18 protein-coding genes and 2 pseudogenes are annotated in these 17,904 nt (G+C 33.9%); 11 read left to right on the forward strand and 9 right to left on the reverse strand.

Annotated features, from left to right (window positions below; all coding sequences use genetic code 11):
• Positions 1–30: 30 nt before the first annotated feature.
• The 8 genes from BUE95_RS08040 to BUE95_RS08075 all read left to right on the forward strand — a co-directional run bounded on the left by BUE95_RS08040 (position 31) and on the right by BUE95_RS08075 (position 6,774).
• A complete protein-coding gene (locus BUE95_RS08040; protein WP_073583216.1) occupies positions 31–594 on the forward strand; it encodes a hypothetical protein in 564 nt (187 codons plus the stop codon).
• Between the two features lie 5 nt (positions 595–599).
• Complete coding sequence (locus BUE95_RS08045) at positions 600–2,270, forward strand: P-loop NTPase family protein (RefSeq protein ID WP_073583218.1); 1,671 nt, start codon at positions 600–602, stop codon at positions 2,268–2,270.
• A 122-nt stretch (positions 2,271–2,392) separates the two neighbouring features.
• Entirely contained in the window at positions 2,393–3,310 is a 918-nt protein-coding gene (locus tag BUE95_RS08050; protein ID WP_073583220.1) for a tyrosine-type recombinase/integrase, read from the forward strand.
• 9 nt (positions 3,311–3,319) lie between these two features.
• A complete protein-coding gene (locus tag BUE95_RS08055; protein WP_073583222.1) occupies positions 3,320–4,189 on the forward strand; it encodes a tyrosine-type recombinase/integrase in 870 nt (289 codons plus the stop codon).
• 228 nt (positions 4,190–4,417) lie between these two features.
• Positions 4,418–4,639 carry a DUF2188 domain-containing protein gene (locus BUE95_RS08060; RefSeq protein ID WP_073583224.1) on the forward strand — a complete coding sequence of 74 codons (222 nt, stop codon included), beginning with the start codon at positions 4,418–4,420 and terminating at the stop codon, positions 4,637–4,639.
• 5 nt (positions 4,640–4,644) lie between these two features.
• Positions 4,645–5,319, forward strand: coding sequence for a hypothetical protein (locus BUE95_RS08065; protein WP_073583226.1), 675 nt, complete (start codon positions 4,645–4,647; stop codon positions 5,317–5,319).
• A 212-nt stretch (positions 5,320–5,531) separates the two neighbouring features.
• Entirely contained in the window at positions 5,532–6,350 is an 819-nt protein-coding gene (locus tag BUE95_RS13505; RefSeq protein ID WP_234977641.1) for an RHS repeat-associated core domain-containing protein, read from the forward strand.
• Positions 6,319–6,774, forward strand: a complete 456-nt coding sequence (locus BUE95_RS08075; protein ID WP_073583228.1) for a hypothetical protein — start codon at positions 6,319–6,321, stop codon at positions 6,772–6,774. Before BUE95_RS13505 ends, BUE95_RS08075 begins: the two co-directional genes overlap by 32 nt.
• Before the next feature lie 223 nt (positions 6,775–6,997).
• Here BUE95_RS08075 and BUE95_RS13655 read toward each other — a convergent pair whose 3' ends face one another.
• From BUE95_RS13655 to BUE95_RS08085, 3 genes and pseudogenes are all read right to left on the reverse strand, one after another.
• The gene (locus tag BUE95_RS13655; protein ID WP_159433503.1) at positions 6,998–7,156 is read right to left on the reverse strand and encodes a hypothetical protein; all 159 of its coding nucleotides are present in this window, start codon (positions 7,154–7,156) and stop codon (positions 6,998–7,000) included.
• Positions 7,146–7,658: pseudogene (locus tag BUE95_RS08080) on the reverse strand (IS3 family transposase); the annotation flags it as partial. The gene BUE95_RS13655 and the pseudogene BUE95_RS08080, both read right to left, overlap by 11 nt.
• Before the next feature lie 161 nt (positions 7,659–7,819).
• Positions 7,820–8,044 (reverse strand): hypothetical protein, encoded by a 225-nt coding sequence (locus BUE95_RS08085; protein ID WP_073583230.1) that lies wholly within the window; start codon positions 8,042–8,044, stop codon positions 7,820–7,822.
• 383 nt (positions 8,045–8,427) lie between these two features.
• Here BUE95_RS08085 and BUE95_RS08090 point away from each other — a divergent pair, with 383 nt between their 5' ends.
• From BUE95_RS08090 to BUE95_RS08100, 3 genes are read left to right on the forward strand one after another with little or no spacing between them, the layout of a single operon-like run.
• Complete coding sequence (locus BUE95_RS08090) at positions 8,428–9,321, forward strand: DUF6607 family protein (protein ID WP_073583232.1); 894 nt, start codon at positions 8,428–8,430, stop codon at positions 9,319–9,321.
• Positions 9,321–11,393 carry a TonB-dependent receptor plug domain-containing protein gene (locus BUE95_RS08095; protein WP_073583234.1) on the forward strand — a complete coding sequence of 691 codons (2,073 nt, stop codon included), beginning with the start codon at positions 9,321–9,323 and terminating at the stop codon, positions 11,391–11,393. The genes BUE95_RS08090 and BUE95_RS08095 overlap by 1 nt, the downstream gene beginning before the upstream one ends.
• Positions 11,394–11,420: 27 nt before the next feature.
• Complete coding sequence (locus tag BUE95_RS08100) at positions 11,421–12,047, forward strand: HmuY family protein (RefSeq protein WP_073583236.1); 627 nt, start codon at positions 11,421–11,423, stop codon at positions 12,045–12,047.
• Positions 12,048–12,853: 806 nt separating this feature from the next.
• On the opposite strand, the gene BUE95_RS08105 is transcribed toward BUE95_RS08100, so the two are convergent.
• The 6 genes and pseudogenes from BUE95_RS08105 to BUE95_RS08125 all read right to left on the reverse strand — a co-directional run bounded on the left by BUE95_RS08105 (position 12,854) and on the right by BUE95_RS08125 (position 17,864).
• Complete coding sequence (locus BUE95_RS08105) at positions 12,854–13,120, reverse strand: hypothetical protein (RefSeq protein WP_073583238.1); 267 nt, start codon at positions 13,118–13,120, stop codon at positions 12,854–12,856.
• A gap of 478 nt (positions 13,121–13,598) precedes the next feature.
• A complete protein-coding gene (locus tag BUE95_RS13730) occupies positions 13,599–14,225 on the reverse strand; it encodes an acetyltransferase (protein WP_234977645.1) in 627 nt (208 codons plus the stop codon).
• A pseudogene (locus BUE95_RS13735) lies at positions 14,205–14,804 on the reverse strand (sugar transferase); the annotation flags it as partial. The pseudogene BUE95_RS13735 and the gene BUE95_RS13730, both read right to left, overlap by 21 nt.
• Positions 14,804–15,835, reverse strand: coding sequence for a PDDEXK nuclease domain-containing protein (locus BUE95_RS08115; protein ID WP_073583242.1), 1,032 nt, complete (start codon positions 15,833–15,835; stop codon positions 14,804–14,806). The pseudogene BUE95_RS13735 and the gene BUE95_RS08115, both read right to left, overlap by 1 nt.
• A 593-nt stretch (positions 15,836–16,428) precedes the next feature.
• A complete protein-coding gene (locus BUE95_RS08120) occupies positions 16,429–16,617 on the reverse strand; it encodes a hypothetical protein (protein ID WP_143165249.1) in 189 nt (62 codons plus the stop codon).
• A gap of 80 nt (positions 16,618–16,697) precedes the next feature.
• Complete coding sequence (locus tag BUE95_RS08125) at positions 16,698–17,864, reverse strand: glycosyltransferase family 4 protein (RefSeq protein WP_200778606.1); 1,167 nt, start codon at positions 17,862–17,864, stop codon at positions 16,698–16,700.
• Positions 17,865–17,904 lie beyond the last annotated feature (40 nt).

Below are 17,904 nucleotides of genomic sequence, written 5' to 3' on the forward strand. Positions count from 1 at the left end.
TTTACGTCAAACCTTTAAAAAATAAAGCTTATGGAAACACTCGATACCTTGTTTAAATCCTTTGAAATGGGACTTAGAATGCCAAAGGCGGTAAAGCCAAAAGAATACCTTAAAAGCTTAGGGTTGGATTATACCGATTTACGTATTGGTTTTAATTCGGGTCAGTTTCACCACAATATAAGCCAAGAGTTAAAAGACAATTACGAGGCATTGGGAGTAATCCAAAAAAGTAACGCTGGAGTAAGTAAAGAAGGAATGACCGCTTACACAGTGTTTGGTAGGTATAGTGTTGTGTTTCCGCTACTGAATCAAAAAAACGAGGTTGTTAATCTTTTTGCGATACGTTTTGATATGGAAACCCAACAAGAAGAATACCTCAACAACGAAGGGATTTATCCAAACTATCCGCCACCATTAACCAAACGATTGTATTTAGTTCCAACGGTTTTGGATTGTGCCAGCCTTTTACAAAGCAAGATATTGGAGAACAGGGATTCGGTCATGGCACTACATAACGGGGAACTATTTCCACAGCATTTGGAAGCTATCAAAACATTGCACGAATTGGAAGAAATCATCATCATTAAAAATTAAGCACTATGGAAAATATCAAATCAAAATTACACGCATTACGCCCTGAGTTGCCAATTACCATGATTCAGTTACCTGATGGCGAAAACTTAAATACCATGTGGCTTAATTATGGTGCTGATGGAATCCTACAATTAATCAATGATTCAAAAGCGGATTTACAAAGTAATTCATTGGAAATCATAAACGATTTTAAAATTGGATTCAAGGGTAAAACAGGTGAATTTTTTGTTATTGGTCAGTTGCCAATGGACTTGGGAAATCTAAGAGTAACGCTCCAAATTGTAAACCACCACAATCAAAAGAAAACCCGATTGAAAATTGATTTGTACGACTTTGTGAGTGTTCAGAACCAATGCAGGGAGCTATCCGAAAAGCAAGGTTTCGACATCAATCTACTAGAAGCGGATTTGATTCAGTTAACCGACCTATTGGAAGAGTACAGGGAATCGCTTTTTGATGCTGAAATTAACCCGATAACGGACAAATTTTCTGAAATGGAACTAACACCCCAAGCCAACGAAAAAGCGGTGCAATTCCTTTCTAATAAACGCTTATTGGAGAATATCGATAAACTTTTGGAACAATCGGGAATCGTTGGAGAAGAAGAAAACAGAAAATTACTTTTCATTTTAGCCAGCAGTTACAAAATGCCGTATTTGTTGCATGCGCTGATTCAAGGAACATCGGGCGAAGGTAAAAGTCATTTGCTTAATTCAATTGCAGAATGCATGCCACAGGAAGACGTTATGAATCTAACGAGAATCACAAGTAAATCATTGTACCACTACAGGGAAAAAGAGCTGATGAATAAACTGATTTTGATACAGGATTTTGATGGATTGGACGAAGAGGCACAATTTGCTTTTAGAGAAATGCAATCCGCTAAATTCCTGAGTAGCTCAACGGTGGTAAAAGATATGTTTGGGCAAACACGAGGCAAGATGAAACAAGTACAAGCCCATTTTTCAAGTCTGACCGCCACCACTAAAGCTGAGGTGTATTATGATAATATGAGCCGTTCGGTGGTCTTGGGTGTGGATGAATCACAGGAACAAACCCTAAGAATCATAAAGCAACAAAACATGAAAATCGCAGGAATTAGTAGCTCAGAATCGGAGCAACAAGCCAAACAACTACTAAGAAATGCAATGCGGGTGCTAAAGAGTTACGAAGTGGTGAATCCGTATGCGGATAAACTCATGTTGCCTCTTGAAGCTAAGATGTTAAGACGACTAAACAGCCAGTTCCAAAACTTTGTTTCTCAGATTACAATCTTGCACCAGTTCCAACGTAAAACGGATGACAAAGGCAGGCTAATCGCTACTAAAGAAGACATTCAAAAAGCCGTTGAAATATTTTTCAGCAGTATTGTAATCAAAGTGGATGAATTGGATAAAAGCACAAGACAATTCTTTGAACGATTGAAAGGCTACGTGAAAAGCCAACCCAACGGAACAACGCACCGTTTCTGCATTCGTGAAGTAAGGCAAGATTTGAACATGAGCAAAACATCAGCAAACAAATACTTTCAAACCTTACAAGAACTAGAATACATTCAAGCGGTGGAAGGTTCGGTGAACAAAGGTTTTAAATACCAAGTTTGCTATTGGGACAACATGGAAAAGCTAAAAGCCAAAATCAAAGAGGACTTAAACAAACAGCTGTTCGCTTTTTAGAAACGCAAAAAAAACACGTGAAGCCCAGTAACCACAGCCTATATAACGCTAGCGTTCCTCGTTTTCAAAAGTGCGCCTATAGAACAATTTTCAAATGATGTTTTTAACCAAAAGAAATTAAGATGAAAAAAACGATACAAACACCAGCATTTACAAACCTTTACAACGAGTTTGAAAGTTTTGTTAGAGTTAGAAACTACAAACAAGGCAAAAGCAAAATGTATCAAAGTGTGGTATCTGAATTTTTAGCATGGTTGGAACAAAACGGAATCACCAAAATCAAAGAGGTTAGCTCTGAAATCTCAATCCAATATTTTGATTATCTAATCACAAGACCCAAACTAAGAGCCGAAGGCACACTTTCTGAAAAGTCAATCAAATTTCATTTGTTCGTATTGGGATTGTTTGTGCTAAACCTTTTAGAAAGCAACCAAATTGAAAAAGCGTTTTACATTCCAAGCTACAGCGGAGCAAACGAGAAACCAAGAAATATTATTTCGGTTGCTGAGGTTCAAATACTGTACAGGAGCGCACAAAACGAACTTGAAAAGGCATTGTTATCGGTTGCGTATGGTTGTGGTCTTAGAAGGTCTGAAATTCACTCGCTAGATGTAAAAGATGTGCAACTATCCACAGGAATGCTAATTGTTAGAAAAGGTAAAAATTCCAAACGTAGAGAAGTTCCCATGAGTGATAATGTGATAAGCCATTTAAGAAAATACATCACCGAAGAACGCTACGAGCGATTAGAAGGAAAACCCCAATTGGAAGATGCTTTTTTCATCAACAACAAAGGCAAACGAATGAGTGGGGAGCATCTCAATGATACGCTAAAGAATCTAATTGAAAGCACCAATAATTACGAGCTGATTCAAAAGGAAATAACGCTTCATTGTCTAAGGCATAGTATTGCGTTCCATTTAGCAGAAAACAACGCAGGAATCGATTTTATACGCAGGTTTTTGGGGCATTCACAAATCAATACCACGTATTTGTATGCCATCAAAAACAAAAAACGAAAACCAACAACAACCTTTTAATTTTTGCCTATGAAAACACCAACGTTAGAAATGTTTTTAAACGAAATGTTGACCACCAAAACCGCTGAAAGCTATTTGTACACCATCAATCATTTTATTAAAACCAATCCAAAAGCCAAGCGTTACAAGTTTAAAGAAGTGGTTAACTACATGGAACGGGTAAACCAAAAACAATCCAATCCACAATACAGAATCCGAATCCTATCCGCCATAAAAAAGTATTACGATTATTTGATAATTACAGGGCAACGAAGTGACCACCCTTGCAAGAAACTAAACATCAAAAGAAATAGTAATCAAGCCATTCAAACACAAGATTTATTTTCTAGCGAAGAATTGGAGCTACTACTCCAAAGAGAAAACCGTTATTGGTTTTTAGAATTACGTAATCAAGTTCTTTTGGGATTACTGATTTATCAAGGTTTATCCAGCGAGGAACTAATACGACTGGAGCTAAAAGATATTGATTTGGATAACGGAACAATCTACGTTAAAGCTTCAAAGAATCTCAATCGAAGAACGCTAGAACTCAAACCAAAACAAATTATTCCGTTAGCCAAGTATATTGATGAGGTTAGACCAAAAATGCTGATGATGAGAACCGATATACTGGTATTAAACAAACTAGGAAAACCTTTTACCGTTGATGGCGTTGGGTCGATAATTGAACCGTTGAAGTGTTTGTTCCCTGACAGGAAACTCAATCCACAAACTATCCGTATGAGCGTTATTTGCAATTGGTTAAACGAACGTAAATTGACATTGGAGCAAACGCAAGAACTCGCAGGTCATAAATGGATTGGAACAACGGAGAAATACATCAAATCGGATGCTAAAAACGAACGGGAATTGATAAACAGTTATTTCCCAATTGACTAAATGTCACTGACATTAATAAAAAAAACCGCCAATAAGGCAGTTAATTATATATAATACAACTTTGGCTCAGTTTTTGCAATGAAAAACTGATTGATTTTTCTCAAAAGTTTAATTTAAACTTGGGTATGAGAAGTTAAAGTGATTTGGTTTTGCACTGCAAATGTACATTAACTTTTGAATTATCCAAGTTTTTTTAAAAAATGTTTAACAATTTAAATTTAAGAAGACATGAAAAAAAATGTACATGTTGTAAAAAATGCAGACGGATGGGCTGTAAAATCTGAGGGTAGCCAAAAAGCTTACAGGAATGTAAGTACTCAAAAAGAAGCTATTGAAATTGGAAAAAAAGTAGCTAGTAACAATAGTTCAGAACTATTAATTCACGGAGTTAATGGGAAAATTAGAGAAAAGAACAGTTACGGAAACGATAAATTTCCACCTAAAGGTTAGTTGTTATGAGAGGATGTAATATTTCACTAAACCAGCTAGCCGTCTTTTCTAAAGGAACTGAATCCAAAAAGAAAAGCATTGTTAATCAACAGAAAACTCCTAACACTTTTAAAATTGCTTATTACCAATTAGCAAAAGCAAGAATTAAAAAAGCATTTGCTTCTAAAGGTGATATTCAGCCAGTTTTAGATGGAATTGAAGAGTTAAAACTGAGGAAATTAACAAAAAAAAGACAAATTAATGATAGGATAGTTTCATTAGAAGCTCTTCAAAGGTTTGTTAGTTTTAAAATTCCAGCAGTTCTAAAAAATTATGATTATAAAATTTTGAAGAATGTTCAAAGTAAGTCCATTTTCATGAAGGGAGTTGAAGTAATTATTTCTCCTGATTTGATTATAGAGATTGAAATTGATGGGATTAAGTATTTAGGCGCAGTTAAGACTCATATTGCTAAAGGCGACAAGTTTGACAGAAGCCAGCAACTTTATGTTGCAAGTGCACTTCACAAATATTTAGAAACTGAGATTGCTAAAAAAGGGGAAAAAGTTTTGCCTGAGCTATGTCTTTCGATAGATGTTTTTGGAGAAGGTATAGTTTCTTCACCTGTAGATGTTTCAAAAAAAATAAAAGAAATTGAAGTGATGTGCGAAGAAATTAGAATTTTGTGGGATGCCGCTTAATTAAACTAGAGAAAAATTAATCATTAATAAGCCGAGTCAAAACTGATTCGGCTTTTTTATGCCTAAATGCTAGGAAAACATTAAGATTAACCTTATTTTCGTTATTCAGAAAATGAGGTTGGAACGTTCTTATTTGATAAAAAGTTGAGGTGCTTTATGTGGTAAAGTCAAGTTTCACAAAGGCGTATAAGTATAAGTATAACGGTAAGGAGTTGCAAGACGAACTAGGGCTTAACATGTACGATTACGGAGCAAGGAATTATGACCCTGCTTTAGGTAGATGGATAAATATTGACCCGAAAGCAGAACTAATGCGTAGATTTAGTCCATTTAATTATTGTTTTAATAATCCTTTAAGGTTTACTGACCCTGATGGGATGGCTCCAGAAGATTATCCTATCATTAGAATTACTAAGCAGAAAACAGGACAAACTACTGACCAAAGAGTTTTGGGTTATAGTGGAGGTGTAACAACTAAAGTAGATTTATATAAAGTTGTAGTTACTGATACAGAAGATTCAAATTTTAAGATGGAATTTTCTGTAACAAGAGATGCTTGGACGGTAGAAAATCCAGGTAGTAATACAGCTTCAAATGTTGCTTTTGAACCAAAAGATGGTAATTTAAATCATTTTACAGGTAACGTAATGAATGGAGGATACCCAAAAGGGAATGGTACTGAAGCTTTAAAGTTAACTCAGAAAGGTTCGGAGGTTGTTCATGCAGAACCTAACCAAACTTCAGTAAATATGGGATATAGAAATGAAGATGACGTTGCAGCAGGAGTTATGATACATGTAGGTGGAAATTATGATTACAATGGAAGTAGTAAGGTTGCAGCTTCTGAGGGGTGTTTTGGTATTGTTAATAATAATAATTCTAGCACAAATACATCTAATACAGAAACAAATAATGTTTTAAGTGCTATCCAAACACAAGCAAATAAAAGTCAAAGTAATCCAGGGCATATAAGAGTAATAATTGAAAAAAGAGTAGGCAATGAATATCCAACAAGTCAAAAAGTTAACTAATTTTATATTTTTATTATCAATAATATTATTTTTTACGGGATGTAATGCTCAAAATAAAATAGTATTTATTGAAATATTAACAGGGGTTGAAGTACAAAATAATATATATGATTATTCTGAAGAATCTTTTTTTATCCTTAATGATATTAAATATTCATTAAGAAGTAAAGCTAAATATGATATAAATGGAGATATTCAACAACTTATGGTTTATAAATCAGACGGGATATTGATTTATGAAAAAAATCAATTATTAGAAAATAAAGATTTAATAAGTTATTATAATGTCCCAGCACATCAAAATTTTAGTTATTTAAACGAAGGTTTATTAATTAGTAACAACGAGAAAATAAAAGTTGTATCAATAGGAGATTATATAATTAAAAAAAATAAAAAAATAATTTATTTCTATAGATTAAAGTAATTATGTAAAATCAATAAAATAAAAATTGAGGCGATTCCTAACCGTTTCGCCTAAATCCACAAAGTCATTACAAAGCCCATAAACCACACCAAAAATCTAAACCAACACACAATCATTCAAACGATTTAAAAGGTCTTAAATGAGCCGTATTGAGGTTGTGAATGCTGAAAGGGTAAGGCTATAAAACAAAAAATCCTAAGTATTGAACTTAGGATTTTTTTATTCATTCAAATAGCTGTCTTTTGCCATATTCGCCATTGATATAGGTTTCAATCATTGCTCTTTTTTTCCATTCATCAGTAACCTCATCTACGTAAGTAAAATACTTAGAAAGTACCTTATGGATATGCAAATAAAAAGTACAGTTTAAGTTAAGCGACATTTTTGTAAATGTTGTTTTGATTATTAAATTCTTCGATTGTTTTGTAATTCAGCGCACCGTGTCTTCTTTTTTTGTTGTACCAGATTTCTATGTATTCAAAGATTTCTAGTTCCATTTGTTCTTTATCTATGAGTTTATTACCGTAAATTAATTCTGTTTTTAATGATTTAAAGAAGCTCTCAGCTACTGCATTATCCCAGCAGTTTCCTTTTCTACTCATGCTTCTAATCACGCCATAAGATTCAATTGTATTGGCAAATTTCTTATTTGCATATTGAACGCCTCTATCAGAGTGAAAAATTAATTCTTTCTGAACGTTTCGGTTTCTTATTGCCATTTTCCAAGCTGCAAGAGTTGTTTCTTCGGTATTCATTCCGTTACTTAAACTCCAACCAATCATTTTTCGGTCGTATAAATCAATAATTGTTGTTAGGTATAAAAATCCTTCTTTAGTTTGGATATAAGTTATGTCGGAAACCCAAACTCTTGATGGATTAGTTACCATGGATATGCAAATAAAAATTACAGTTTAAATTAAGCGATATTTTTGTAAATACTGTTTTGATTATTAAATTCTTCGAATTGTTTTGTAATTTAATGCACCGTGTCTAGATATACTAATTTACGCAAAGCAACACAAAGATTTTTTAAATTACCCCATTTCTAAAATCCGTGTTCCAAAAAATCCGCCACCATCCACCATCGCTTTAGCGAATCCGTCACCATCCGCGTTTTGCCAAAGCAAACCCGTGTCATCCGCGTTCCAAATTTTAAAGATTCATCCCCAATTAAAATTTCTAAAATTTCTAAAATCCGTGTTCCAAAAAATCCGTCCCAATCCCCCTTCGCTTTAGCGAATCCGTCACCATCTGCGTTTTGCCAAAGCAAATCTGCGTCATCCGCGTTCCAAATTTTAAAGATTTATCCACAAAAAAAATTCTCAAATTTCTCAAATTTCCACAATCTGTGTTCCAAAATTTAACCACAAAGCACACCAAGATTTAACCGCAAAGTGCGCCAAGATTATTTTAAATTATTAAAATTCCTCCAATCTGTGTTCCTAAAAACAGACCAAAACCAATTCTACCCTTAACTTGAACAAGAAACGGAATCAGTTGATTCATACTTCCATTTACTATTTCAATACGTTTAAGAACATATTTCAACACTATTTAGAATAATTAAAAATAATAAATATATTATTTGGATTTATTCTAAATAATATTATAAATTTGCACTGTTTAGAATCAGTCTAATTTAAAATACTAAAAATGAAGAACTATTTATTACTTACAATTTTGTTTTTATCAGTTTCAACTTACGCTCAAAAAACTGAAGACATTAAATCGATTAAAGCAATGTGTGGTTGCTATGAAATCAAATTCAAATTTGCGGAAACGTTCAACTACCCTAAAGATTCTGCAAATTACAAAGCGTCTAAAGTAAAGCATGAAACCGCTTTAGAATGGGCACAATTGATTGAAGATGAGTCTAACAAAATTTCAATTCAGCATTTATTAATTGTTGGAAAAGGTCACATTGTAAAGCACTGGAGACAAGATTGGTTATTTGAAAACACAAAATTGTATGACTACAACGGCTTTGAAGATTGGAAATTTAAATCACTTCCAAAAGATAAAGTAATAGGGCAATGGACACAAAAAGTATATGAAGTTGACGATAAACCTAGATATGAAGGAAGTGCTTCATGGATTCATGCAGATGGACGCCACTATTGGGAAAACACTACAAACGCACCACTTCCAAGAAGAGAATATACGCAAAGAAGCGATTACAACATTACAAAAAGAACTAACGTACACGAAATTATCAAGAATGGCTGGATTCACGACCAGGACAACGATAAAATTATTAGAGACGAAAAAGGTAATGACTATGTTTTAGCTCAAGAAAAAGGTCATAACACCTACACAAAAGTAGATGATTCAAAATGTGAAGCGGCTCAAAAATGGTGGGTTGAAAACCAAGAGTTTTGGAAAAAAGTTCGCACAAAATGGAATGCTGAATTTGCAAAAAACAAAGACATAAAACTAAAAAGTGATATTGATGGAAAACCATTATACATGCACTTAAGTAAATTAAAAAGAGACGCAAGCCAAGAGGAAATCAATACAGTAATTGACAGTTTTATAGTTTCAAAATAATGCAATTCAAAAAAAACATAGGCATACTATTTTTCATTTCTTGTAGTCAATTTTTAATAGCTCAAGTTGAGAATGATTCTATTAAAACGAGTCATCTTAAAGAAGTTATTATAACAGGAACAAGAACCGAAAGAAACGTTGCAACACTACCTTTGCCAACACAAATTATAACTGGCGAAAGTATTCGCAAGTCAGGCTTAAGCCGTTTAAATGAAATTATTCAAGAGCAAACAGGTTTAATTACTGTACCTGATTTTGGTGGTGGCGAAGGTATTCAAATGCAGGGTTTAGATGCAGCCTATGTTATGATTTTAATTGATGGTCAACCCCTTTTTGGAAGAAGTGCAGGAACTTTGGATTTAAGCAGAATTTCGGTTAACAACATCGAAAAAATTGAAATTGTAAAAGGGGCTTCGTCAAGTTTGTACGGTTCAGAAGCATTAGCTGGAGTTGTAAATATTATTACAAAGAAAACTATAACTACAGAACAATTAAAAGGCAATATCAACTACAAACTAGCTACATTCAATACGCATGATATTGCAACTTCACTTGAATTTGGTAAGAAAAAAATCGGATTCGAATTGTTTGGGAATTATTTTAAAACAGACGGTTATAATCTTTCGGAAAGTAACTTTGTTCAAACAGTTGAACCCTATTCAAATTTTACTATTCAACCAAAAGTAAAAATTAATTTTTCTAACAAGTTGAATTTATTACTAAACTCGAGAATTTACAATCAAAACCAGGATTATAAAACAGAAGTTGGAACAGATAAATTCAGAGGAAAAAGTAAAATTAAAGAATGGAATAATTCTATTTTATTAAATCATGCCGTTTCTGAGAAATTCAAATTAGTTTATGATGTATATGCAACGAACTATAAAGCAGATGAATTTTTAAAAGATGAAAACAATGAACTGTTTGAAGAAAGTAATTTTAACCAATGGTTTTATAGACCTGAAATCCGATCACATTACAAAATAGATAAAAACACACTTACAACCGGAATTGGTGTAAATTACGAAACGCTAGAAAGAACCTATTTTGAAGAGAAAGTAACCTTAAATTCGGAGTATTTATTTAGTCAATTCGAATGGTTCTTAAAAGAAAAATGGAATATATTGGTAGGTTTTCGTTATGATAACCATCATCAATATCAATCACAATTTAGTCCAAAAATTGGGTTAAATTATAAATGGAATGAACACTTTTCTTTAAAAACCGCTATAGGTTATGGCTACAAAGCGCCCGATTTAAGACAATTGTATTTTGATTTCACCAATTCATCCGTGGGTTACACTGTTTTAGGCTATAATGTAGCAGCAGAAAAGCTTGCTGAATTACAAAGTCAAGGGCAAATATTATTTACAAACGGTTACGATTTTTCAAATCCGCTTAAACCAGAAAGTTCCATAAACATCAATTTTGGTGGATACTACAAAAAAAATAAGCTTTCTGTTGATTATAATTTTTTTTACAATACCATAGAAAATTTAATTGACACAAGAGCAATTGCACAAAGAACAAACGGTCAAAATGTTTTTTCTTATTTCAATATTGACAAAATTTTTACTTATGGTTTAGAATTAAACGGAACATATAAAATGAATTCCAATTTCTCAATAAGTTCAGGTTACCAATACTTGATTGCTAAAGACCAAACCATAGTAGATAAAATTGAACGAGGCGAAATTTTCGCAAGAGACCCAATAACATTGTCCTCTTTCAGGCTAAAAGCTAGTGACTATTTCGGACTATACAATCGTTCAAAACATACAGCAAATATCAAACTAAATTATCATATCCCATCAATTGAAACATCAATTAATGCTCGTGTTTTTTATAGAAGTAAATACGGAATTTTCGACTCAAACAACAATGCCATTTTAGATAAATACGATGAATTTGTCAAAGGTTATTTTTTAACCAATCTGACCATAAATAAAGATTTTAAATATCGTTTTTCAGCTCAATTTGGAGTAAACAACTTGTTTGATTATAAAGATGAAAGGAATATTCCAAATGTATCAGGAAGACAATTATTTACAAGAATTCAATATCAATTTTAAAACAATTAATCAATAAATTTTATAATTATGACCAAATCAAATTTTTTTAAATCAGTTTTACTACTTTCAGTTTTTAGTTTCTTTACCGCTTGTTCTAATGACGATGATAACACATCAGGAACAGCAAATTTAGAAACCAAAACATTCTCAAATTTATATGCACCTCAAACAGGTGGAATGGGTACACCAGTTGGAGGGGAATTCACAAAATTTAGTTTCTCGCAAAACGCAGTTGTAACAAATGATACATGGGATATTGCATTTCGTGGCACAACAATTATTGTAAATGGTGGTACATCCATTGGAATTACAGATGAGCCAACTCGCACAGGTAATGGAGCTGTAAGCATTATTTCTAATACTTTAGATGCAGTTACTACAATTCCAAATGCTTCAACTTTCAATCAAGATGGTACAAATACTTACGCGATTCCAACAGGAAGTGGTAATGGATGGTACAATTATGATGGAGCAACAAACTTAGTTACTCCAATTGCAGGAAAAGTATTTGTTGTAAAAACGCACGATGGAAAATATGCTAAAATGGAAATTATTAGCTATTACAAAGATGCTCCAGCAAATCCAGAAGCTACTTCGTTAACAAGATATTTTACATTTAAATATGTTTACCAACCAAACGGAACAAATTTCTAATAAATAATATACCAGAATACTACAATGCAATGTAATCTATTACTAGAATAATAGGTTATATTGCATTATGCCAATTGCCAAATATAGATATTAATCTTACTTTGAAAATATTGTTTTAAAATTTATCTTAAAAAACAATTCCATAAAAAAAATGAGTTGTAAAGCTACTTTAATTTCACACATAAATTTATAAACTTATTTTAGGCAAGATCTAAAAAAACACATCATCAGCACATGAAAACCCTATCATCCGAGTTCTAAAACAAACCATCACTTAACCACAAAGCAAAAAAAAACTCGCGACCATCCGTTAAATCAGCCTCATCCGCGTTCCAAATTTTAAAAATTCCCAAAATTTCTCTAATCCGTGTTCCAAAAAAACCTGAAACTTGAAACCTGAAACCACTCAAAGATTTCTCAAATTCCCCCAATCCGTGTTCCTAAAAAATCCGTCACCATCCGCCTTCGCTTTAGCGAATCCGTCACCATCCGCGTTTTGTCAAAGCAAACCCGTGTCATCCGCGTTCCAAATTTTAACCATTCCTCCACAATTAAAATTTTAAAAATTCCTAAAATTTCTCCAATCCGTGTTCCTAAAAAAACTGAAACCAAGCAAAGATTTTTCTAAAATTTCTAAAATTTCTAAAATCTGTGTTCCTAAAAAATCCGTCACCATCCGCCTTCGCTTTAGCGAACTATATTTAACCACAAAGCAAGCCAAAGAAAAACCCGCGACCATTCGTTAAATCCGTTTCATCCACGTTCCAAATTTCAAAGATTCCTCCCAAATTAAAACTCTAAAATTTCTATAATTTCTCCAATCCATGTTCCAAAAACTTGAAACCTGAAACCTGAAACTTGAAACCACTCAAAGATTTCTCAAATTCCCCCAATCCGTGTTCCCAAAAATCCGCCACCATCGGCCTTCGCTTTAGCGAATCCGTCACCATCCGCGTTTTGTCAAAGCAAACCCGTGTCATCCGCGTTCCAAATTTCAAAGATTCCTCCCCAATTAAAATTTTAAAAACCACCAAAATTTCTCCAATCCATGTTCCTAAAAAAACTGAAACCAAGCAAAAATTTTTCTAATTTCTAAAATTTCTAAAATCTGTGTTCCTAAAAAATCCGTCACCATCCGCCTTCGCTTTAGCGAACTCAATTTAACCACAAAGCAAGCCAAAGAAAAACCCGCGACCATCCGTTAAATCAGCGTCATCCGCGTTCCAAATTTCAAAGATTCCTCCTCAATTAAAATTTTAAAAACCACCAAAATTTCTCTAATCCGTGTTCCAAAAACTTGAAACCTGAAACTTGAAACCTGAAACCACTCAAAGATTTCTCAAATTCCCCCAATCCGTGTTACAAAAAATCCGCCACCATCGGCCTTCGCTTTAGCGAATCCGTCACCATCCGCGTTTTGTCAAAGCAAACCCGTTTCATCCGCGTTCCAAATTTTAAAGATCTCCCCTATTAAAATTTTAAAAATTCCTAAAATTTCTCCAATCCGTGTTCCTAAAAAAACTGAAACCAAAAAAAATCCGCAAATGCGGATTAATGAAATTTTATAATTTTAGCAGGAACACCCACCGCCGTACAGTTATCAGGAAGATCATCTAATACTACAGCACCAGCTCCAACGATAACACTTTTACCAATAACTACATTTTGCTTGATACTAGCCCCTATCCCTATATGCGTTTTTGCGCCTACTTTAACATTCCCTCCTAAAGTAGCATTGGGAGCTACATGCACATAATCCTCTAATTCACAATCATGTTCTACTATAGCACCTGTATTAACAATACAATGATTGCCAATTTTTGCCCCAGCATTTATAACCGCTGTCGCAAAAACTTGACACCCTACTCCTAATTCAGCATGATTCGATACTACGGCACTTGGATGAATTGTCATAATAAAATTAGTTTTAAGTTGTTGTACCAAACCTTCTCGATGCAATGGATTTCCAATAGCAACAATTGCATCAAAAGATACATAATCACTATTTTTATTTCGTAAATCAACATCATAACCCCCTATAAACTGAGAAACTTCTGCATCGTCTAAAACAGCCTTAATGGAATGCTTCCCTTCTACCTCTATGCAATCCACCACCACCTTGGCATGACCTCCAGCACCAAAAACAAGCAGATTAGAATTTCCTCTAAACGGCTCCATAGTGACTCCTTGATTCGCATTGATACCTTCCGACTGAACAACCTTCTGAATAGTTTTCAGTAAAATCTTCAAATCTAAAAGCAAAGAACAATGTTCAACATACCAAACATCATAGGCAAACTTCTGCTCCCAACTGATTGCATTTCTACCATTCACTTGTGCCCAACCTGTAATTCCAGGACGAACATCATGACGCTTTTTTTGCACTGCATTATATAAAGGCAGGTACTGAACCAACAAAGGCCTCGGCCCTATCAAACTCATATCGCCTTTCAAAACATTCAACAATTGCGGTATCTCATCTAAAGAGGTTTTACGTACAAAACGACCAATTGTAGTCAAACGCTCCGCATCGGATAACAAGTTCCCCTCACTATCTTTTTTTTCATTCATGGTCTTGAACTTCACAATTCGAAACAGCTTTTCATTTTTACCTGGGCGGGTTTGAAAGAAAAAAGGCTTCCCTTGGGTGGCAAAAAATAATCCAATAGTAACCAAAATAAATAACGGACTTAACAGTAACAAACCAAATAAGGCGACTGTAAAATCAAAGAGGCGTTTAAGGTAGTTTTTGTACATTATGGCAATTTTGTTACATCTTCTTTTAAAACATGTTCCACCTCCTCAACTAACGTTTTTTTATCAGGAAGTATGGTTACATATTTTGAAGCAAATACTTTATTTTGAAATCCATCTAATATATATTCTGCTGTAATTTCATCTTTTTCAGCACACAGAATGATACCTATCGGTGGATTATCATCAGATTCATTTATTTCTGTTCTGTAATAATTAAGGTATGTATTTAATTGACCACCATCAGCAATATTAAGTTTTGTTGTTTTCAGTTCGATAAGAATGTAGCTTCTTAATATCTTGTTGTAAAATACCATATCTACATAATAATGCGTGTTATTAATGGTAATTCTTTGTTGCGATCCAACAAACATAAACCCTCTACCTAATTCTAATAAAAATTCTTCTATATGCCGAATGAGTTTAGCTTCAAACTCTTTTTCGAGCAAAGGTTTGTTTTCTGGGATTCCAAGGAATTCAAAAACATAAGGGTCTTTTATCAAATCTTCTGGCTGGCTGAGTTCTTGACCTTTTTGAGCTAATTGTAATACTTTTTCTTTATTATTTTTTCCTTGGGAAAGCAAAAGTCTCTCATACAACGAACTGTTAATTTGCCTTTTTAATTCACGAACAGACCACGAAGAATTTACACTTTCCTTTTCATAAAAACTTCGCTTATCGTTATCTTCTATGATTAACAACTCACAAATATGCGTCCATGACAAATGTCCAGTCAGTGACTGGACGTCTGGATAGGTAATGTAAAATTTTCGCATATTAAACAAGTTAGCCCTTGAAAATCCTTTACCTATTTCATTGGTTAATATTTTCGACAACCTCAATATAATTTGTCTTGAAGTAGTACTGTCTATTTTATTCTTTTGTTCCGCCGCAACTATTTCACTTCCAATTTGCCAATACGTTAGGATAAGTTGTTGATTTACCTTTTGATATATGTTTTTTCGTGAAGTAGAAATAATACTTTTTATGATCTCGGATAAATTACTTCCTATATTTTCTAAATTTTCTTGCATAAACTACTACTAAATGTAAAGATAAAGATAGTTACAATGGCTAAGATAAAAAATCACTATAACTTAAATAAAAAAAATTAGCTTATTTCCTAAAAACAAACCTAAAGTAACTACAATGAATAACGGACTTACTGGATATGCAAACAAAAAGTACAATTAAAGTTAAGCGGCATTTTTATAAATGTTGTTTTGATTATTAAATTCTTCGATTGTCTTGTAATGCAATGCCACGTGTCTAGATATACTAATTTATGCAAAGCAACACAAAGATTTTTTAAATTACCCCCATTTTTAAAATCCGTGTTCCAAAAAATCCGCCACCATCCACCATCGCTTTAGCGAATCCGTCACTATCCGCGTTTTGCCAAAGCAAACCCGTGTCATCCGCGTTCCAAATTTTAAAGATTTATCTCCAATTAAAATTTTCAAAATCCGTGTTCCCAAAAATCCGTCACCACCCTCCTTCGCTTTAGCGAACCCTATTCAACTGTAATCCCGATAGCTATCGGGAGCAAAGCAAGCCAAAGAAAAACCCGCGACCATCCGTTAAATCAGCGTCATCCGCGTTCCAAATTTCAAATTTTAAAAATTTCTCAAATTTCTCCAATCTGTGTTCCAAAAAACTTGAAACCTGAAACTTGAAACCACGCAGATATTTCTAAAATTCCCCCAATCCGTGTTCCCAAAAATCCGTCACCATCCACCTTCGCTTTAGCGAATCCGTCACCATCCGCGTTTTGCCAAAGCAAACCCGTGTCATCCGCGTTCCAAATTTTAACCATTCCTCCCAAATTAAAATTTCTATAATTTCCCCAATCCGTGTTCCTAAAAAACTTGAATCCTAAAACTTAAAACCAAAACCCTACTCAATTTCCAATAACAACCTTTTATACTCCTCTAACAAAGCATCCCAAACCACTCGCTGTTCATAACGCGATTGTATCATTCGCCTCGCATTTTGTCGTAGTTGGTTATAATACGCTATATCAGAACACATTTTTTGCATGGCTTGCACAATTGCCGCTACATTTTTCACGGGTATGATAGTTCCGTTTTCACCTTCAATAATGATCTCATTACATCCATTGATATCCGTAACAATTGAAGGAAGCCCCATTGCCCCCGCTTGCATCACCACATTAGGAAATCCTTCACGATAACTAGGAAAAACCAAACAATCACTGATAGCAAAATAAGGACGAACGTCCGACTGAAAACCAACAGAAATTATATTTGGATTAGTTTCGATTGCTTTTAATGTTTCGGATTGTAAAGGATCTAATTCACCCTCTAACGATCCTACCAATAAAAGCTTCAAGCTTAAAGTTTCAGGTTTCAAATGAGTAAATCCTGAAATTAACTCATTGATTCCCTTATCACCTACCAAGCGCCCTACAAAAACAAAAACAAAATCGTTAGGTTGTAAAAGTAACGATTGCTTCAATTCCAGTTTTTGAACTTCACTAAATAAAGCGGGATCAAAATAATGGGTGTCTATTCCGTTAGATGAGCCATTGGCGATAACCTTTAATTTTTCTTTTTTAGTATAGTTATTAGCTAAAATAAAATCGTATAATCCAGTAGAATTAGGATATACCTTAGTAGCACAACGATAGGTCAGTTTTTCTACAAAATCTAACAAGCTTCGCTTTATTCCAGTTGCTTCCATTAAGGGCAATCCTGCTACCGTGTGCAAACGCACAGGAACACCTGCTAATTTCGCACCTAACATCCCTACAATACCCGCTTTAGGTGTATGTGAATGTACAATGGTAGGACGCTCTCGTTTACATAATTTATAAAATTCCCACAAGGATTTTAAATCATTAATAGGCGAAATGGTTCGAGTCATTTCTAAAGCAGCCACACAAACATTTTCATTTTGAGCTACATCTTGCAACTCCTTACCTGAACTCGACACCCCCAAGACATCAAATCCTTGTTGTGTCATGAAACGATGTTGTCCTTTTAACAACGTTTTTAACGATATGGGTACAGTAGTAATACGAATGAGTTTAGAGGTAGTCATTTTATACGATGTAGTAATTTATTTATTTTAAATTTCTTTC

Source organism: Flavobacterium cucumis, from assembly GCF_900148835.1.
Taxonomy (GTDB): Bacteria; Bacteroidota; Bacteroidia; order Flavobacteriales; family Flavobacteriaceae; genus Flavobacterium; species Flavobacterium cucumis.